Source organism: Tardiphaga sp. 862_B3_N4_1 (assembly GCF_051811085.1).
Classification (GTDB): Bacteria; Pseudomonadota; Alphaproteobacteria; order Rhizobiales; family Xanthobacteraceae; genus Tardiphaga; species Tardiphaga robiniae.
In genome coordinates, this window is sequence record NZ_JBPWQB010000001.1 from 1,467,192 (window position 1) to 1,484,144 (window position 16,953).

At 61.6% G+C, this 16,953-nt stretch carries 15 protein-coding genes; 6 read left to right on the plus strand and 9 right to left on the minus strand.

Features of this window, described 5'->3' with window-relative positions:
- Positions 1-48: 48 nt before the first annotated feature.
- The gene (locus tag AB8B02_RS06710) at positions 49-732 is read right to left on the minus strand and encodes a hypothetical protein (protein ID WP_439063492.1); all 684 of its coding nucleotides are present in this window, start codon (positions 730-732) and stop codon (positions 49-51) included.
- Between the two features lie 332 nt (positions 733-1,064).
- Here AB8B02_RS06710 and AB8B02_RS06715 point away from each other — a divergent pair, with 332 nt between their 5' ends.
- Both AB8B02_RS06715 and AB8B02_RS06720 read left to right on the plus strand, forming a co-directional pair.
- Positions 1,065-1,610: a sigma-70 family RNA polymerase sigma factor gene (locus tag AB8B02_RS06715; protein ID WP_093761877.1), complete on the plus strand. Its 546-nt coding sequence runs from the start codon at positions 1,065-1,067 to the stop codon at positions 1,608-1,610.
- 2 nt (positions 1,611-1,612) lie between these two features.
- Complete coding sequence (locus AB8B02_RS06720; protein ID WP_439063493.1) at positions 1,613-2,251, plus strand: NrsF family protein; 639 nt, start codon at positions 1,613-1,615, stop codon at positions 2,249-2,251.
- Between the two features lie 39 nt (positions 2,252-2,290).
- Here the strand turns inward: AB8B02_RS06720 and AB8B02_RS06725 are convergent, their stop codons facing one another.
- The 4 genes from AB8B02_RS06725 to AB8B02_RS06740 form a co-directional block, all read right to left on the minus strand.
- Positions 2,291-3,619 carry a flavin-containing monooxygenase gene (locus tag AB8B02_RS06725; RefSeq protein WP_439063494.1) on the minus strand — a complete coding sequence of 443 codons (1,329 nt, stop codon included), beginning with the start codon at positions 3,617-3,619 and terminating at the stop codon, positions 2,291-2,293.
- Positions 3,616-4,590: an NAD-dependent epimerase/dehydratase family protein gene (locus AB8B02_RS06730; protein WP_439063495.1), complete on the minus strand. Its 975-nt coding sequence runs from the start codon at positions 4,588-4,590 to the stop codon at positions 3,616-3,618. Before AB8B02_RS06730 ends, AB8B02_RS06725 begins: the two co-directional genes overlap by 4 nt.
- A gap of 190 nt (positions 4,591-4,780) precedes the next feature.
- Positions 4,781-5,893: a DUF2336 domain-containing protein gene (locus tag AB8B02_RS06735; protein WP_120290751.1), complete on the minus strand. Its 1,113-nt coding sequence runs from the start codon at positions 5,891-5,893 to the stop codon at positions 4,781-4,783.
- A gap of 69 nt (positions 5,894-5,962) precedes the next feature.
- Positions 5,963-7,111, minus strand: coding sequence for a GGDEF domain-containing protein (locus AB8B02_RS06740; RefSeq protein ID WP_439063496.1), 1,149 nt, complete (start codon positions 7,109-7,111; stop codon positions 5,963-5,965).
- A 551-nt stretch (positions 7,112-7,662) separates the two neighbouring features.
- On the opposite strand from AB8B02_RS06740, the gene AB8B02_RS06745 reads away from it, so the two are divergent.
- The 4 genes from AB8B02_RS06745 (at position 7,663) to AB8B02_RS06760 (ending at position 11,724) form a co-directional block, all read left to right on the plus strand.
- Complete coding sequence (locus tag AB8B02_RS06745; protein WP_089266985.1) at positions 7,663-8,232, plus strand: sigma-70 family RNA polymerase sigma factor; 570 nt, start codon at positions 7,663-7,665, stop codon at positions 8,230-8,232.
- Positions 8,229-8,963 (plus strand): hypothetical protein, encoded by a 735-nt coding sequence (locus tag AB8B02_RS06750; RefSeq protein ID WP_115033649.1) that lies wholly within the window; start codon positions 8,229-8,231, stop codon positions 8,961-8,963. The genes AB8B02_RS06745 and AB8B02_RS06750 overlap by 4 nt, the downstream gene beginning before the upstream one ends.
- An 80-nt stretch (positions 8,964-9,043) precedes the next feature.
- Positions 9,044-10,795, plus strand: a complete 1,752-nt coding sequence (locus tag AB8B02_RS06755) for a S8 family serine peptidase (protein WP_439063497.1) — start codon at positions 9,044-9,046, stop codon at positions 10,793-10,795.
- 407 nt (positions 10,796-11,202) lie between these two features.
- On the plus strand, positions 11,203-11,724 hold the full coding sequence (locus AB8B02_RS06760) for a TIGR03809 family protein (RefSeq protein WP_231077383.1): 522 nt from the start codon (positions 11,203-11,205) through the stop codon (positions 11,722-11,724).
- Here AB8B02_RS06760 and AB8B02_RS06765 read toward each other — a convergent pair.
- From AB8B02_RS06765 to AB8B02_RS06780, 4 genes are all read right to left on the minus strand, one after another.
- Positions 11,721-13,091, minus strand: a complete 1,371-nt coding sequence (locus AB8B02_RS06765; RefSeq protein WP_439063498.1) for a TIGR03808 family TAT-translocated repetitive protein — start codon at positions 13,089-13,091, stop codon at positions 11,721-11,723. The genes AB8B02_RS06760 and AB8B02_RS06765 overlap by 4 nt on opposite strands.
- A gap of 1,255 nt (positions 13,092-14,346) precedes the next feature.
- Positions 14,347-14,604: a hypothetical protein gene (locus AB8B02_RS06770; RefSeq protein WP_089267288.1), complete on the minus strand. Its 258-nt coding sequence runs from the start codon at positions 14,602-14,604 to the stop codon at positions 14,347-14,349.
- A 113-nt stretch (positions 14,605-14,717) separates the two neighbouring features.
- Positions 14,718-15,971, minus strand: a complete 1,254-nt coding sequence (locus AB8B02_RS06775; protein ID WP_439063499.1) for a multidrug effflux MFS transporter — start codon at positions 15,969-15,971, stop codon at positions 14,718-14,720.
- A 153-nt stretch (positions 15,972-16,124) separates the two neighbouring features.
- The gene (locus AB8B02_RS06780; RefSeq protein ID WP_439063500.1) at positions 16,125-16,793 is read right to left on the minus strand and encodes a pyroglutamyl-peptidase I family protein; all 669 of its coding nucleotides are present in this window, start codon (positions 16,791-16,793) and stop codon (positions 16,125-16,127) included.
- Positions 16,794-16,953: the final 160 nt, after the last annotated feature.

A 16,953-nucleotide genomic window follows, 5' to 3' on the forward strand; every position in this document is an offset into this window, starting at 1 on the left:
CGCCAGGATCGGCGGCCCCGCGCAATTTGCCCGCTCGGGGGATGGGGTTCAAGCCATAAACATGCGGGCCGCAGAGGCCACGGTAAGCAAACCGCCAAATGCGATGAAGATCTTACCAACAAGGGAGGTCTTGTCCCAGGTCGTGCTGTTCTCGCTGGCGACTTCCAGCGCCGGCGTATCGATGGTGGCCTTTGCGAGCGTCAGCGGCGGTTTGTCGTTGCTGATGGCACGATCGAGGTCGTTGAGCTGGTCAGCGGCAACGAGCTGCGCATTGCTGGCGCCGGAATCCGGCGTGGTCGTTGCGGGTTGTTCCTGCTGGCCGCCGATTTGGCCAAGCGCGCTGCCGGCTTGCGATGATATGTTGTAGGTGTTGGTCGCTGCGGTCTCAGAGGGCCATTGCGCATTGGCATTGGCGACCAATGACGGGATGGCAGTATCGCTGCTTCCCGGCTTCGCGTCTTCCGTCTTGGCGGCGTCCTCCTCAGCGGGCTTTTTCGACGCCTTGGTGGCCTGCCGGTCGGACTTGCGCGATTTCGTTTCGCTCTTCCTGGCACTGCGGTGCTTGGTGGCCTTCGCTGCTGGTTCGGCGGATGTGTCTGCGGCGCTGCCGACCGCTGCGGCCGGCTCGGACGCCGGGGCATCGTTTTCGGTCGCGTGAAGCGGTGCCGATGTGCAGATCCACAATCCGGCTGCGATGACCAATGCCGCACGCCCGCTGGCTCTGATGTTCATGGAAATCTCCCCAACAATACCGGCCCCCAATGGCCGCAAGGGAAACTGCGCAGGTGTTCACACCGGGGCAAAAAAAGGGAATCTTCGGACGAGTCCGGCAAAAACGGGGCATGAACACCGCCGCAGCCATCGTCTCCACAGACGTCGGCAAAAATCTGCCTTTGAAATCAAGGCGACGGATGCCACTCTGACGGTTCGATGTTATGAGCCGGATGTCTTTGAAATCTTCGGTTCGGGGTTGGGGCGCAGGTGAGGGCTTCACGGTTCCGTGATTTTTCTCTCGGCTGACGTAACAAATTAAACTATCCGCCGAATTGGCTTTAGGAGCGCGCGTGCGCGGACGTGACGACGAATGGACCGATCTGATGCGGTCGGCCAATGCAGGGGATAGCGTTGCTTATCATCGCCTGCTGAAGTCGGTTACGCCCGTGCTGCGTGCCGGAGCGCGGCAGGGCCTGTCACGGGCTGGCCAGCCGCCCGATCAGGCCGAGGATATTGTGCAGGACATTTTGCTGGCGGTGCATTTGAAGCGGCAGACCTGGGACGCGAACGCGCCATTCGCGCCGTGGCTGTTTGCGATCGCTCGCAACAAATTGATCGATGCGCTGCGCCGGCGCGGGCGTCGGACCTTCGTCAACATCGACGATTTTGCCGAGACGATTCCGAGCGAACCGCCCGCCGAAACATTACCCACCGTCGAGATATCCAATCATCTCGCCGATCTTCCGCCGCGGCAGCGCGACGTGTTGCGATCGATCGCGGTGGAAAGCGCATCCATCAAGACCACGGCGTCGAAATTGTCGATGACCGAAGGCGCCGTGCGCGTGGCGTTGCATCGTGGGCTCGCGAGCCTCGCAGCTAAGCTGCGAAAGGATTGACCATGGATACCGATCGCCTGATTCAAACGCTCGCCGCCGACAATGATCAGAGGCCGCGTCCCGTGAGCACGCAGCTCGCGATGGCCCTGTTGGTCACGCTGCCGGTCGTTGCAGCGATGTTGCTGGTGACGCTTGGCATTCGCCCGGACTTCATGTCGGCGATGCGGAATCCGTTCTTCGATACGAAGTTTCTCGTGACCTTGGCGCTCGCCATTCCAGCCATTGTCATCAGTGTCCATCTGTCCCGGCCCGAGGCGTCGTTGGGGCGCTGGATCTGGCTGTTGCTGCTGTCGCCGTTCATACTCATCGTGGCGTTGATCGTCGAAATGACGATGCCGCAGCGCGCGCCGATGATGGTGCGCATTATCGGCAGAAACTCATCGCTGTGTTCGGCGGCGATCACGTTGCTGTCGCTGCCGATCCTCGGCGGCGCGATGATCGCGCTGCGCGACGGCGCGCCGTCACGCCCCGCCGTTGCCGGTGCACTCGCGGGATTGATGTCAGCCGGCCTAGGGGCGACGTTTTACGCCGCGCATTGCGCAGACGACTCGCCGCTGTTTGTGGCGACCTGGTACACGCTCGCAGCTCTCGTCGTGGCGGCGCTGGGTGCAGCTATCGGTTCGAAAGTGCTGCGCTATTGAGCGGCGCGTGAGCCACGCGCTCCGCGAAAATGAATCCGGTCAGGCCGATGCCATGGCCGCTGGACGCCCACTTGCTGCCTTTGCAATGTCGCCGTTGAGCTCGCCGGCATAATCCTTGAAATCGACTTCCAGCGTGTAGCGCGCTGAATTGAGCCAGGTGCTGATCTTCCTCTGGTGAAAGTCGCGGACCTCCAGCGCCATATCGCCAGGGCTGGGCAGGGCGACCTTTCCGGTCAGCACAGATGCGATCCATCGGGCCTGGATTTCGACCAGCGGTATGGTCGGCCCGATGGGCTGCACCAATCCGGCAAAGAACAGGCCGGGTCGGTTCGGCGGCGTGATGCGCCGATAGAGATCGACCATGCCGCGATCTTCCGGCACCGAGAAGATCTCGTGCGCGAGGAACGGGAAGCTGGTCTTGTAACCGGTTGCGTAGATCACCGCGTCGAAGCTCTCCTGCGTACCATCGGCGAAGGCGATGGCGTCCCCCTCCAGCGCGGTGACGTTTGGCTTGATGCTGATCCAGCCATGGCCGATATAAGGCAGCAGCTCCTGGCTCAATGTCGCATGTTCGCGCCACATGGGATGTTTCGGCTTCGGCACGCCGAAGCGGGTCTGGTCGCCGACAGCGAGATAGATCAGCCGTGCCATGATCATGCGTGTCAGCAGTGTCGGGAATTTCAGCTTGCGCGCGAAGAAGGCTGACCAGCGATCGATCGGGATGCCCATCATGTATTTCGGCATGATATGGGCACCGGTTCGCGTGGACAGCACGACGCTGCTGGCGCGCTTGCAGAGATCGATGGCGATATCGACGGCCGAATTTCCGATGCCGACGACCAGCACCTTCTTATCCTCGAAAGGCTGCGCGGTGCGATACTGGCTGGAATGAATCGCCGTGCCGTTGAATGTGCCAGAGAACGTCGGCCAACGCGGATCCCAGAGATGGCCGTTGGCGACAATCACCGTCTTGTATTCGCGGGTGCCTTCCTTCGTCGTGACGCGCCAGCCGTCATCGGTCTTTTCGACCGAGGTCACTTCGCAGTTGAAGCGGGTGCGAGATCGTGCGCCAAACCGATCCGCATAGGCTTCCAGATATTCCAGCAACTGCTGGTGCGACAGGAAGTCGGGCTTGTCGGCTGGAATCGGAAAATCGGAGTAGCCGAGATTGTTGCGGCTGGTGTCGATATGCAGACTGCGATAGGCGCAGGACAGGCCATTGTCATTGCCGTAGCGCCACATCCCGCCGATATTTGAGCCCTTCTCGTAGATGTCGAAACTGAGCCCCTTGTCGTGCAGGGCCTTGGCAACGGCAATACCGGATGAGCCGGCGCCAATGATGCAGATGTCGACTGCAGGCTCGGTCATGCAGCAGATTTTTCGGCAAGACGCTGGCGATACTGGCTCACGATGTCCTCGAAACTCTTGTCGGCGACGACGCCGAGGGATGGCGCACGGGTGGAAATGAAACCTTTCGGCCAGCTATCGACGATCTTCTTGAGATCGGGATCGAGGGTATATGTCACGTTCGGCGTGGTGTTGGTGACACGTGCAATCGATTCAATGATGTCGTCCATGCTGATCGTCAAAGCAGGCTGATTGAGCGCGCGTTTGCCGCGCATCTTGGCTGGATCGGCATTGTGAAGCGTGATCAAATTCTGCGCAACGGTCTCCACCGAAACGATCGGCACTTTCGTGTCCGCGCGCAATGGGCAAATCGACGGCTTTCCGGCGACGCCATCACGAACGATGCCCGCGATCCGGTCGGATACCGACTGTGTTGGCGGGCCGGGGTGCACCAGCACGATCGGCAGGCGCAGGGCACGTGCATCGACCATTCCGTGACGCGTGGCGTCCGCCAGCATCAATTCGGCGATGGCCTTGTGCGTGCCATAGGAGGTTTGTGGACGCTGCAAATGATCGTCATCGACGTGATCAGGCAATAACCCGCCGAAGACCGCGATCGAACTTGGAAAGATCAGGCGGGGCGGAGCATCCTTCGTGCCAATGGCGTCGATCAATTCCGCCAGCGCCGAAACATTCACCGCCAGCGCGCGCGCCGGGTCCTGTTCTGCGGCGCTGGTCAGCACAGCGGCGAGATGAAACACGCTATGGGGTTTCCATGCAGCGATTTTCTTCAGCGTATCGGGTGCGTCGATGTCGGCTTGCAAGTGCCTCACATGTGGGTCGGATGCAGGCGGCAAATGCATGTCGAGAAGGAGGAACTCCTCGATTGTTTCGCTTGTGCCTGTAGCATTGGTGAGCGCGCCTGCTTGAAGCAGCGCAGAAGTGAGCGTTCTGCCGATGAAGCCACCGGCGCCTGTAATCAAGACGCGCATGAATCCCGCCCTGCTTGATGCCAACCCGTTCCGGCGTTATTCGCCGTGATCGAGGCATCACTATCAGCGCCTTCACCGGCAAGTCGATGCCTGCTGACGGAATGGCTGCTCAGCGCAATTGGCGTTGCGGCGCTCGGTCTCAATGGCCAGACTGCGGCCATTCGCGTGGAAACATGTCGACTGACAAACGTCAGGCGGCAGGTAGGTCGGACGTCGCCTGCTGCATACGGTGGAAGCGCAGGACCTGTTGTGCCGCGGAGATGCGCAGACGTTCATAGGTCTCGCGGTCGGTCGCGCTGTCAGACAGCTGTGTTCCAGCGAGTTGCTCGCGCATGTTGATGATGGTCTTGACGGTCTTCCACGAAAAATTCGCGACCTTGCACAGAATGAAAATGCCCTCGCTGCGGGATTCGACCATCATGGTTTCCGCGACGGAGATTGGCACGTTGGCCAGGCACGCGAGCGCGGCGTTAGCCTCGTCGAACTTGCCGGCTTCGGCGAATTTCGCCACTTCGTTTTCATCCAGCCGACCGTCTTCAAACAGGGAGCGTACGAGACCATGGGCGATGACGGTCTGCTGACTGATGCTGCCTGGTGCGGAACGAGCCCGCCGGGCAACCTGCTGAACCACCAGAGATATGTCGGCGGTGTGGTGGACGTGGGCGGCTTCCAGCTTCGCCCGGACCGAGGCCGATGCCTTGGCGACGAGCTTCAGATAATGGTGGCGCGGAATGGAGGGACGCAGGCCAACACATGTCGCAATCGTATCGTTGCCGTCAGCGCGAGAGAGCAGGGTATTGTAACCGCGCTCTGAAATGTCGGCGCCGCGGTTGTTGACGGTGCTGGTGACGACGGCGTCGTTGCCGCGTTCGACGAGAATATCCGTCAGGGCGCCGCTCAGGACCTTGCGCGTCGAAATCGCGAGCAGATGGTCCTGGCTTTTGGTGCGTGCATTCTCGATCAGGGCATGGTCGTCGAGCTGCTCCGATTGAGAGAGCACGGGTGCGGCGACCTCGATCAAATCGTCGAATGCGAGGGTCCGGATGACCCGGGGCGGTGCAATAGAGACGGGTGCCAGTCGCTCGGCCAGAAGGGCCCTTGCAGACGCTTCCATATGCGTCAGCAGGCAATCGAAGATGTCGTCGAACACTGCGATCTGCGCGTCGGAGTAATCCACGGCATTGTTGACGAACAGATCCGTGACGCGGCGCAGCGTTTCCACGCGCCGTGCGACCGTTCCGTGGGCCAGTGCGGCGTCAAGTTCGTCGAGTAAATTTGCCGATAACGGTGACTTCGAAGACATAAATCAAATCCCGTAATTCTAATCGTGTCCTGCCGCTAATATGTTGCGGCCAGGGGTCGTAAAATTCGTTCAGGCGCTTGCAATTCGATTTCGTCCGCGCTCCTTGGCGGCATAGAGTGCGCTGTCGGCGCGTGCGAGTAAGGTGTCTGGCGTGTCGTTCGGACCCAATGTGGCAACGCCGCCCGAAATCGTCACGGTCAAGCCGTCGGAAAATGCGCTCCAATCCAGGGCTTCGACAATCCCCCGCAAACGGTCGAGCATTTGCACGGCCTTGTCATGCGGCGTGTCCGGCAGCACCAAAAGGAATTCCTCGCCGCCATAGCGGCCGAATTTGTCGATGCTGCGGATATTGGCGAAAATGGTGATGGCGAAGGTCCGCAGTACTTCGTCGCCGGTTGGGTGTCCGAAATTGTCGTTAATCCGCTTGAACCAGTCGAGGTCGATCAGCGCGGCGGTGCAGGGTGTGTTGCTGCGCTGTGCGCGGATGATTTCATCGTCAAGCAGCCGCATGATGCAGCGGCGATTGAACGCCCCCGTCAGTTCATCAAGTTCTGCGAGCTCTTCGATGCGCTTGTAGGCGGCCTCGAGTTCAACGCGGCGCCGAAACAGCGCGTCGCGTAGTGAGCTGGAGAAAATGCCAATGAACATACTGCGGGCGATGGTCATCGAGAATGTCAGCAAGGTGCCGAAGCGTTCGATCGAGTTGCTGGAGGGGAGCGTCAAGGGCAGATCGATGAGGAAACACAGCAATGCGAGGCCGCCGGTCATGACGGTCCAGGCGCCGACACCTTCACGGGGCGAGGTACGCAAGGCGATGACATTGGCCACAAGAAACAATGCGCAGAGAAACACGACGGCGACATTGGGCGCGGTGTAAACGAAGGCGAGCAGAAGTGCGTAAGTGACAGCCGTGTAGGGCGCCGCGAAGAAATGATCGCGCCAGTCATCCGTCAGGCCGCTCTCGGAGATCGCGAGGAAGATCAGGACAGAGGCAAAAGCGCAGCCGGCATAGGCCGCGACGATGGTGCCATCGATAGTGCCTGCTGCAAGGAAGACGAAAAGCAGCACGACATTGACGGCATGACTGGCAGCCGCGAGTGCGAGCATCTGCCGTCGCCGCTTCAGGCGACGTGCCAGCATATCAGACCGCAACTCTCCATCGACGGCTTCGAAGTCGCCGTTGACTGGATTCAAGACTGATGAAGCGGCTGCGGTCATTGAGCCCATCGATGGGTTTTGCTGATGGAACTCTAGTGCTCAAAGCCTTTAGGTTTGGTATCTATTGCCGTGAGTCAAATCTGGTAACCGGCTACTCATTAGCTGCTCCCGGCGACAAATGTTGACAGATCGCGTACTGCGGGACTGCCAGAAGGTTTCAAGAATAGCTTTGTTATTTAAGTAAAAATGCCCGGGCCGATGACGGGCCCGGGCGAGTTCACTTGATGTGGCGGACAAGCCGCCAGGGCAAGTTACGGTATTCATTGATGAGGGTTTCGGGATATGGCTGCAAAATGCAGGTTCCTCCGTCTCAAGGCTGTTCCGGAAGCCACGACTTGGTAAGGTTGCCGTGTGAATCGCTGGCGTTCGGGTCGGAAATGCCCCAGCATTATGCTACCTGTTACCCGTTCCGCCCAAGAAAAGGGCGGTAAAAGCCCGTTCGGCGCGGCTAAAGCAGCCGCGACCGGTATATTCCTGCCCATTCGAGAAGATTTTATCTTGTCAATCGAACCTCTTACATCCTCATTCAGACCAACCTTGCGAGACGGGCAGTGAGTGCAACACAGGCGGCATCGGATGAGATTCTGATCGCCCGGATTGCGCAAGGCGACCGTCTTGCCATGCAGGTGCTTTATGGCAGGCACCATGTCCGGGTGTTTCGCTTCGGCCTTCGGCTGGTGCGGAACGAACAGATTGCTGAGGATCTTATCAGCGAGGTGTTCCTGGATGTGTGGCGGCAGGCAGGCAAATTCGAAGGCCGTTCCGCGGTCTCGACCTGGCTCCTGGCGATTACGAGGTTCAAGGCGCTGTCCGCGCTGCGCAAGCGCAAGGACGCCGAACTGGACGACGAGACGGCCAACGCGATCGAGGATACGTCCGATAATCCCGAAGTGTCGGTTCAGAAAAAGGATACCAGTGACGCGTTGCGGAAGTGCCTGACATCCCTTTCGCCCGAGCATCGGGAAATCGTCGATCTCGTCTACTACCACGAGAAGTCCGTGGAAGAGGTGGCCGAGATCGTCGGAATTCCCGAGAACACCGTCAAGACGCGCCTGTTTTATGCGCGCAAGAAATTAGCCGATCTGCTCAAGGCAGCCGGCATTGAACGAGGCTGGCCATGATGGCGATGAGCAACAAAGTGCCGACCCAGGAGCCAGGCGAGATCGAGGCATTGCTGCCTTGGCACGCCGCGGGCACGCTCAACGCGCGTGATGCGCGCCGCGTCGATGATGCACTGGCCAAGGATCCGGAACTGGCGAAGCAATATGCCGTGATCCAGGAAGAATACGCGGAGACCATTGGCCTCAATGAGAGCCTCGGTGCGCCGTCCTCACGGGCGATGCAGAAGCTGTTTGCTGCAATTGACGCCGAGCCGGTGCGCAGCGGATCAACGTCGGTCGGTCTGTCGGCGCGGATTTCCGGATTTTTCGCATCGCTTTCGCCGCGGACGCTGGCGGCTTCGGCCGCTGTTGGCGCGCTTGCGATCATGCTGCAGGCAGGTGTCATCGGCACTGTGCTGATGCAGCGCGATACACACTCATTCCAAACCGCGTCCTATGAAGCCGCGCCGTCGCCAGCGAGTGCACCGACCACTGTCACCCGGTCGCTCGCGCCGGCACCGGTCTCGGTAGAAGCCCCGACGCGCCTGTTCGTCCGTTTTGCGCCGACTGCGCGGGTGTCTGACATCACAGCGCTGCTCGACGGCTATCAGGGCACGATTGTCGATAGCGGCAAGGACGGGCTGTTCCGGCTGCAGTTCGGCAATCGGGTGATGACCAAGGACCAGATCGCCGGGCTGATCCGCCGGCTGGAGAACGAGAAGATCGTCAGCATGGCGGTTCAGGCGCAATAGGCGCCGTCGGTTGATCCGATCCGCATTATGCGTGCGAGGCCTGTTCCATGAGACATGATCGTGGTGCCTCCAGACCAATGATGAAATGCACGGCCGCTGTGCTTTCGCTCGCCGTCGCGTGGCCGTTCAGCCTTTCGGTCGCTGGCGCGCAGAGCATGATGCGCTCGCCGAGCCTCAATATCGGTTCGCGCATTCCCACGATCGCTCCCAGCACAACGCCGCGCATCAATCCGAACATCGCTGCCGGCGCGGGTCGCATCGCCGGCCGTGGCCCGAATATCGCGAGCCGTGGACCCATTGTTGGTCGCGTCGGTATCACCGGCGTCGGCCCGCGCGGGGCGGCGATCGGGACGACAGCCAGCCGGACACCGCCCATATCCACGCGGCCAGGGCGCACACCGCCGCCGAAGATCGTGGGCGTACTGCCAACCATTCCTTATGTACGCTATTCCCCCAACACCTATCCGAGCTGTGCCTATGCCAATCGCGCGGCATCCGGCGAGTGCAACGAGAAGCCATTCGTTGCTGATCTGGGCGGCGGTGGCCCGACGCCGCGCAGTCAGAATGCCGGTGGTGGACCGCGCAGCAATGGCCCGCAGGCGGCCCTCAATACGCGCTATGTCCCCCGGCAGATTGTCGCCGAACTCGACAGCGCGCTCACGCCCGACCAGACGGATGCGCTGGCGCGCCGTCTGCGCCTGGAGCGTCTGTCGTCGCAGGACTTTCCGCTGATCGGCGCCAATATCAGCCTGTTCGGCATCACCGACAACCGTTCGGTCGAGACTGTCGAGTCCCAGATGCGCGCCGAGGCTGACGTGCGCGCTGTGCAACCCAATTTCCGCTATATGCTGCAGGACCAGGTGACAGTGCCGACGATGGGCGAGGGCGATCCTGCGCAATATGCGCTGGCGAAGTTGCGTCTGCCCGAGGCGCACAAGCTGTCCGCCGGTGCCAATGTCACAGTCGCTGTGATCGACTCCGGCATCGACGTCGCGCATCCCGAACTTGCTGATGCCATCGTGGGTTCGTTCGATGCGCTTGGCAGCAAGGAAGGTGCGCATGTGCACGGCACCGGCATTGCGGGGGCGATCGTATCGCATGCGCGACTGATGGGAAGCGCGCCGCGCGCGCGCATCTTGGCCATTCGCGCTTTTGGTGTGTCGCAGGGCGGTGCCGAGAGTTCGTCTTTCATCATCCTTAAGGGCATCAACCACGCGGCATTGAATGGCGCCCAGGTCATCAATATGAGCTTCGCCGGCCCGCAGGATCCACTGATCGAGCGCGGTATTGCGGCGTCAGCCAGCAAGGGCATCGTGATGGTCGCGGCATCAGGCAATGCCGGCCCGAAATCGCCGCCGCTTTATCCTGCTGCAAGCCCCAGCGTGATCGCAGTCAGCGCCACCGATGCGTATGACAGGCTGTTCTCCGCGTCGAACCGTGGCAGCCACATCGCGGTGGCTGCGCCGGGCGTCGATATCTTCCTGCCCGCACCGGACAACAAGTACCAGATGACGTCCGGCACCTCGTTCTCGGCGGCTTATATCAGCGGGCTCGCCGCATTGATGATCGAGCGCAATCCGCAACTGCGGCCGAACGAGATCCGCAGCATCCTGATGACAACCGCGCGTGATCTTGGTGCGCCCGGCCGTGACGACCTGTTCGGTGCCGGAGCGGCGGATGCCTATAGCGCGGTATCGGCAGTGCAGGGCGCTCAGCACCCCGTGGCGACAGCGCCTGCGCCTGTCACGCCTGTTGTCGTCACCGCGCCGGCGCCGACGACGCGTGCGGTCGAGGCATCGTCACCGTCGATGGCGTCAGACGTCCAAAAATAATCTCCTGATCGTTGAACGTTTGGCCGGGTGGACCGGACATATGAATGTGGGAGCGGCATTCCCTCCCCAACGAGGCCATATCCGGCGCATGCGCCCAAACATTCGCGCCGGTATAGCTTGACCCGTCCGGTTGTCCCCCCGGACGGGTCTTTCGTTTTTGTTAACCAAAAATTTTAACCTTCAGGTCATAGATTGCCGGTGCATGGCCCGGCATCGAGCAAGGCTCAAGCAAGGCTTGACTGCAATACCTTAGGTTTGACGGGGCTTTCTCACGTGTTTCCAACGCAATTGTCCAAGTTTGACCACATTGCGCTGGACCCCGAAAACTTTTCCACAGAAACTCTCCAAGTATTGGTGAGTGATTCGTTTGTTGCTTTGCGTCCGTTTTTTCTCTTGCGGACATTTCCATGTCATCTCACCTGAATTTTCCTTACCCGCATGCTGGCATTGGTCGGCCACTGGCCCAGCGCTGGTGCGCTCTTGCCGAGAGCCGGCTGGATTACCTGACAGAACTGTTCGAGAGCGGGCGCTGGCGCCGTTTTCACAGTGAAGCCGAGTTTCTCGACAACATTCAGGAAGCCAAGGAAGCGGTTGAACGCTGGCGGCTGATGGTCGAGGGCGAGACCGCCGCCGTGAGGCGCGTGCTGTCTTCGGAAGGGGTGATCTACCGGGCGCCGCGCGCCCCTGAACCACCACGGCCTGCTGCCGTCGCGGCTCCTGCCATTGCAGCGCCTGCGGTTGCGCCCTTGCAGCCCGACATCGAGCCGGTGGCTGAAGCGGCTTCGCCCGTCCTGATCCCGATCGAAACCCTGTTGCGGCAGGCTCCGCCGCGGCAGGCGGCGGTGACGCCGGCGGATCTTGATTGGCAGAAAGCGCTTGATCCTCTGGTCATGAGCGCGCGCTACCCGATGCTGCGGACAGCGCTTTAGCGCACCGTGTTCCCGGAGAGGGCAATCTGCTGATAGCGCTGCGCGCCATCGGCGGTGAGGTCAGGCGTCACCGGCTTCGCATGATCGAGGCCGACGACAGCGCCACGCGACGCGCCCGAAATCATGTTGTTGCTCACCAGCGCGGTGCCGGCGCCCGGTGCGATCGATACACCGATGCCGATAAAGCTGTTGCGCACGACGTTGCCGGTGATGGCGACATCGCGCAGATACTTGCCCCAGCCCGCGATCATGCCAAAGGACGGCGCGTTCTCGACGACATTGCCGCTGACGCTGGCGTCCGCCTCGATATAGATGCCGATGCCGGCATCGTCGTCGGGCGCCGTACCGATCGGCCGCTTCGGGAGCAGGTTGCGGATGATGTTGCCTTGTACCACTGCGATGCGGCCGCCCTCGTTGAAGTTGCAGACGGAGACACCGAGCGCCGCACCATCGACGGTATTGTTGGCGATCACCGCAGCCTCGAAGGCAAATTCCGAATAGAGCGCGACTTCGCGCACGCTCGACACGCTGTTGCCCGTGATGTGGATGTTCGATGCTGAGTTGCCGCGCACCGCGGAGTAATCGCAGTTGCGGATGCGATTGCCGGAGACGATGACATTGCCCGCACGATAGGCGTTGATGGCGTTGCCATATTGACCGGAGCCGCCGGGACCGGCCTTGATGTCCTCGATACGATTGTCGATCACTTGCGTGCCGTCATCGCCGATGGCGGTGCGTAGGATCTCGATGCCGTTGCTGCTGGTGCCGGAAATGGTGTTTTGCGCGACGATCAATCCCTGCGCATCGAACGAGACGATGGCCGTGGTGGCGATGTTGGTGAGTGTATTGCCGGTGATCGCGCCCGCCGTGTTGTCCAGCCAGATGCCCGCGCCGCCGCTATTGGTCACGGTGCAATCGCTGATGCGGAGTTCGCGCGCCTGCACCATGTGCAGCAGCCCGCGCCGCGGCGGCAGGTTGGCAAAATTGCCGTCCAGCGTGAGGCCGCTGAGGCTGACATAGTCCGCGCCTTCGCCTGACAGCAGTGACGCGCCGCCGCTGAAGGTGAGGGTCGTTGCACCGCGCATGCCGATGATCTGCGAGCCGCGCGCGAGCCTGAGCATGCCGGTGCGATAGTTGCCGGGCGGCAATGCGAGCGGTGCCTGCGCACGTGCCGCCTCGTTGATGGCGCGTTGCAATGCGCGCGTTTGGTCGTCCTGGCTATTGGCGCGCACGCCATATTGCGCGGCGTCGCGTCCGAGCGTCGAGGTGAGCGGGGCGGCGCGTGCCGCATCGCTCGATGCGGCGAATGCGCCGGCGGCGAGACCCGCGCCGGACGCAGTCAGCAGATGGCGGCGATGCAGGTCCATGGTTCGAGGTCCCGGTGGATGTCCGCTGATGACGTAGCGCAAGATGATGCGTGTGACGTTGCCAGGCGAGAGTAGCCGCGATGAATGTGCAGGGTAGGGTTAATGAGGCTCTGACATATGGAACGGTAAGAGCGTGTGCATCACTCTCGGTCGTCATGGCCGGATGGCGCGAAGCGAGCTTCGCAATAATCCCAGGCTTCTCCCCACGTCATGGCCGGGCTTGACCCGGCCATCCACCTTGTCTTGTGCGACGGTGTGCGGGCCAAGCTGGATCCCCGGGTCAAGCCCGGGGATGACACCTGTGGGTGCGGCGCCTTCATCGCGCCATCACAGATTCAATTGTCAAACAGCCACTGTTCTTCAGACATGCGTTATCGCCCCCATTGTTTGCGGCGCGGGGGCGCCGTCGTGGTTTGCATTCCCACCCTCCTGTGAGAGGGCGTGCGGAACGCCGGGTGCCCGTTGCACCCTTGGGCCTGATGCGAATGCGGTCTTCCGCAATTGAGAGTGCATCAGGACTTTCGGAGGCGCCGAGCGCGTGCCCGACGTTCCGCCTGCGGTGTTTTTTCGGTTGCTTGCACTTTGCCTCGACGAACGCTCCGATCGCGAATTAAAGTCCCAAGGCGATGGGAAGGGAGCCTCAAGCGAGTAAGCCGAACGCGTTTTGACTTGGTCGTCCGTCACACTGTCCAGGGGTCTGTCCATCCGAAGGTCGGCCGTCTCCTTGCCAGTGGCAGTGCTGGCGCAGATCCGTCCTGCCCGAAGACAGACGTCACCCATGAACCGCGTGACGCCGCATCTCCGGCGTCCACCGCATCCTGCCCCGCGAACGTGACGATCGCGATCGCCCCTCTCGGTGGGGCAGGACATAGGGGAATATAAACCTGATGGGGATATTGTCAACGGGAGATAGGAAAAGATGTTTTGGTACTGTCCTGCCGTCTCCCACCCGTCATTCCGGGGCGGCTGCGCGCCTTCGCGAAGACGAACCCGAAATCCCCACCTGTTCAGCGCAAAAGCACACCGAGATTCCGGGCTCATGCCGGCCCGCTGCGCGGTCCGTCCTGCCCCGGAATGACGAGTGTGGATCGAGATTCCCCACCACTCCAAGCGGAGTTGCTGAGGTTCGCGCTCTCAGCTTCGCTGAGACCGCGCCCGGAATGACGACGTGTGTTTGGGAGAAAGGCCAACGGCGGAGCGCGCAGGCGCTTAATGTCGAACGTCGCTTCGCTGGGGCGCCCGAGGGCCCCGCGCGCTATCGTCCCGTCAGCGCGAGCTGGAAATCCTTCTCGGCCTGGGCGTCGCGTTCGTTCTTTTCCGGGCATTCGCCGGGCTCCGCCTGGCAGGGACGGATCTCGTAGTCGTTGTCGAGCACGCGGCGCGGTGTCGGCTTCGAATTCTTGGCTTCGACATCGGTGACAAGGCCGCTCTCGGCGGCAAGTTTCCACACGTCGGCTTCGGTCGGATAGGCTTTACTCAGTTTCGCGTCGTCACAGAACAGTGCATAGGGCATCGGATTGCTCCGGTAAAAATTGATAACGTTCATGGCGGCGTCGGGTTCGCCCCGACGTATTCCCAGACATTTCAAAATTGCGCGGCGGCCATTCGGCTGCGTCGCGAGAGCGTTCAGCTCACCATCTTGTGAGACTTGAACAGGCGGCCCTTTTCCACCACGAGGATCACCGCGAATGCAGTGAGGGTGCAAAGAAAAAGGCCGGTCGCGAACGGCAGCAGAGTGCCGTCATAGTGCTGGCCGATAACCGTGCCGATGGCGATACCCAGCAGCGTGGTCAGCGTCCCGTAGAGCGAGGAGGCCGTGCCGGCGATGTGGCCCTGCGGCTCCATCGCCAGTGCGGTGAAATTCGAGAACATCAGGCCGAAGGCAAACATCATCAGCATCGACAGCGCGATGAACAACCATAGCGGCATGAAACCCATCGCCACGGCCAATAACATCGCCGCGCCAGCAGTGACGAAACCGAGCAGGGCGCCGTGGGAGAGTGCGCGCATGCCAAGGCGATGGACGACGCGCGAGTTGAAGAAGCTGGCCGCAGCGACGCCGAAAGCGATGGAAGCAAAGGCAAGCGGGAAATATGGCCCGAGATGAAAAATCTCGGTGAACACCTGCTGCGAGGTAAACACGAAAGCGAACAGTGCGCCCTGCAGAATGCCGGCAGCGAGGCCGTAACCGAGCGTCTGCCGATGGCTGACGGTTTGCCGATAGGCATACAGCACATCACGAATGGCGAGCGAGCGGCGTTTGGCGACCGGCAGCGTCTCCGGCATTCGCCAGGCACTCCAGGCCAGCGTCAGCAAGCCGTATAGCATCAGCACGACAAAGATGCCGCGCCATTCCGTGAGCACCATCAGGGCCTGCCCGAAAGACGGGGCGATGACCGGCACCGAAATGAAAACCATGATGGCCAGTGACATGACGCTGGCCATGCGGCCGCCGGCATAGCAGTCCCGGACGATCGACACCGCGATCACGCGCGTCGCCGCGGTGCCGACGCCCTGCAGCAGGCGGGCAAGCAACAGGATTTCGAACGACGGTGCGAACAGCGCGAGCACGCTCGCAGCGCAATAGACGGCCATGCCGCCGAGCAGGATGGGGCGCCGGCCGTAGCGGTCCGACAGCGGGCCCATGGCGAACTGGGCCACGCCGAAGCCGAGCAGAAAGACCGAGAGGACGGTCTGAAGGTGGTTGGCATCAGGGACCTTGAAGGCCGCACCGATATGCGGCAGCGCCGGCAGCATGATGTCCATGGCAAGAGGATTCAGCGCCATGATCGAAGCGATCACGACGACGAATTCGCCAAATTTCATCGGGCTATGGGTCGATGACACCACCAGGGCGGCGTCGGCGTTGATGTCGGTCACAAAGCTATTCCTGAAAGCATTCCCGCCATTAGGGTGTTCATGCTGCGATGCACAAGTTGACTTTCGGCATGGCTGCGTCGCGGAAACCGGCGGAATTTCCCAATTGTATGAATTAATGTTCAGAGAATGGCCGGGAGCGTCGTTTCGACGGTCTTAAACCCCGGAATTCCGGGCCGCGTCACGCAGCTTGACCCGGGTCATGCGGATCATTTCCAGCAGGATCGCTTCACCGGTATCGGAGAGTTCGTCGGAGGTCATGCGGTGCGAGGTGGTGTCTTGTGCCAGCAGCGGCACATGGACGAAGGTCGCGAGGCGTGGCCCGTTCGGCGCGCGGGTGGCCTCGATGCTGCGCCAGGACAGATAATTGCAGAGATAGCGGCCGGCATCGCGGGAGGAGCGCACGTGGGCGCCGGTGGCGAGGGCGGCCCGGAACAGACGCGCCGTGTGCGGGCCGAAGTTTTGCGCGCTGGCGCCAGGTACGATGCTGGCGCGGCGCACCGTGGTGTGGCCGGCATCGGGCCACAGCATCGACACCGCGTTGCGGGCGCGCGTCTCGATCCGGATATAGGGCGTGCGCGCGGCGAGGCCGAACATCAGCAGCGCATCCGGACGATGGCGTGCGATCAGCTCGGGCAGTTCGCGATCGACGGTGGCATAGGTGACGTCGAAAATATGCGCGATGCGGGTGATATCCGCGAAAGCGGGACGGCGCAGCGTTGCGAGTTTTCGCACCAGCGCCTGCGTCGGGTTCACCGGCGCGCCGGGGAAGGGGCCGAAGCCGGTGATGAGGATGCGGGGGGATGTACCGGGACGGTTCAACATTCGCCTCCATGATCGCGACGGCGCGCTAACCTCTCCCCGCTTGCGGGGAGAGGTCGCCTGTAACATGCGAGGCATGTGGAAGGCGGGTGAGGGGGACTCTCCACGAACTCGGAGCGAGTGGATAGTCCCCCTCACCCGTCTGGCTTCGCTGCGCTCCGCC

Bases quoted from the DNA above. Each gene is read 5' to 3' on its own strand.
- AB8B02_RS06780 (WP_439063500.1), bottom strand. From the start codon at position 16,793: ATGTTGAACCGTCCCGGTACATCCCCCCGCATCCTCATCACCGGCTTC.
- AB8B02_RS06755 (WP_439063497.1), top strand. From the start codon at position 9,044: ATGAAATGCACGGCCGCTGTGCTTTCGCTCGCCGTCGCGTGGCCGTTC.
- AB8B02_RS06710 (WP_439063492.1), bottom strand. From the start codon at position 732: ATGAACATCAGAGCCAGCGGGCGTGCGGCATTGGTCATCGCAGCCGGA.
- AB8B02_RS06750 (WP_115033649.1), top strand. From the start codon at position 8,229: ATGATGGCGATGAGCAACAAAGTGCCGACCCAGGAGCCAGGCGAGATC.
- AB8B02_RS06720 (WP_439063493.1), top strand. From the start codon at position 1,613: ATGGATACCGATCGCCTGATTCAAACGCTCGCCGCCGACAATGATCAG.
- AB8B02_RS06760 (WP_231077383.1), top strand. From the start codon at position 11,203: ATGTCATCTCACCTGAATTTTCCTTACCCGCATGCTGGCATTGGTCGG.
- AB8B02_RS06770 (WP_089267288.1), bottom strand. From the start codon at position 14,604: ATGCCCTATGCACTGTTCTGTGACGACGCGAAACTGAGTAAAGCCTAT.
- AB8B02_RS06725 (WP_439063494.1), bottom strand. From the start codon at position 3,619: ATGACCGAGCCTGCAGTCGACATCTGCATCATTGGCGCCGGCTCATCC.
- AB8B02_RS06730 (WP_439063495.1), bottom strand. From the start codon at position 4,590: ATGCGCGTCTTGATTACAGGCGCCGGTGGCTTCATCGGCAGAACGCTC.
- AB8B02_RS06765 (WP_439063498.1), bottom strand. From the start codon at position 13,091: ATGGACCTGCATCGCCGCCATCTGCTGACTGCGTCCGGCGCGGGTCTC.
- AB8B02_RS06735 (WP_120290751.1), bottom strand. From the start codon at position 5,893: ATGTCTTCGAAGTCACCGTTATCGGCAAATTTACTCGACGAACTTGAC.
- AB8B02_RS06740 (WP_439063496.1), bottom strand. From the start codon at position 7,111: ATGACCGCAGCCGCTTCATCAGTCTTGAATCCAGTCAACGGCGACTTC.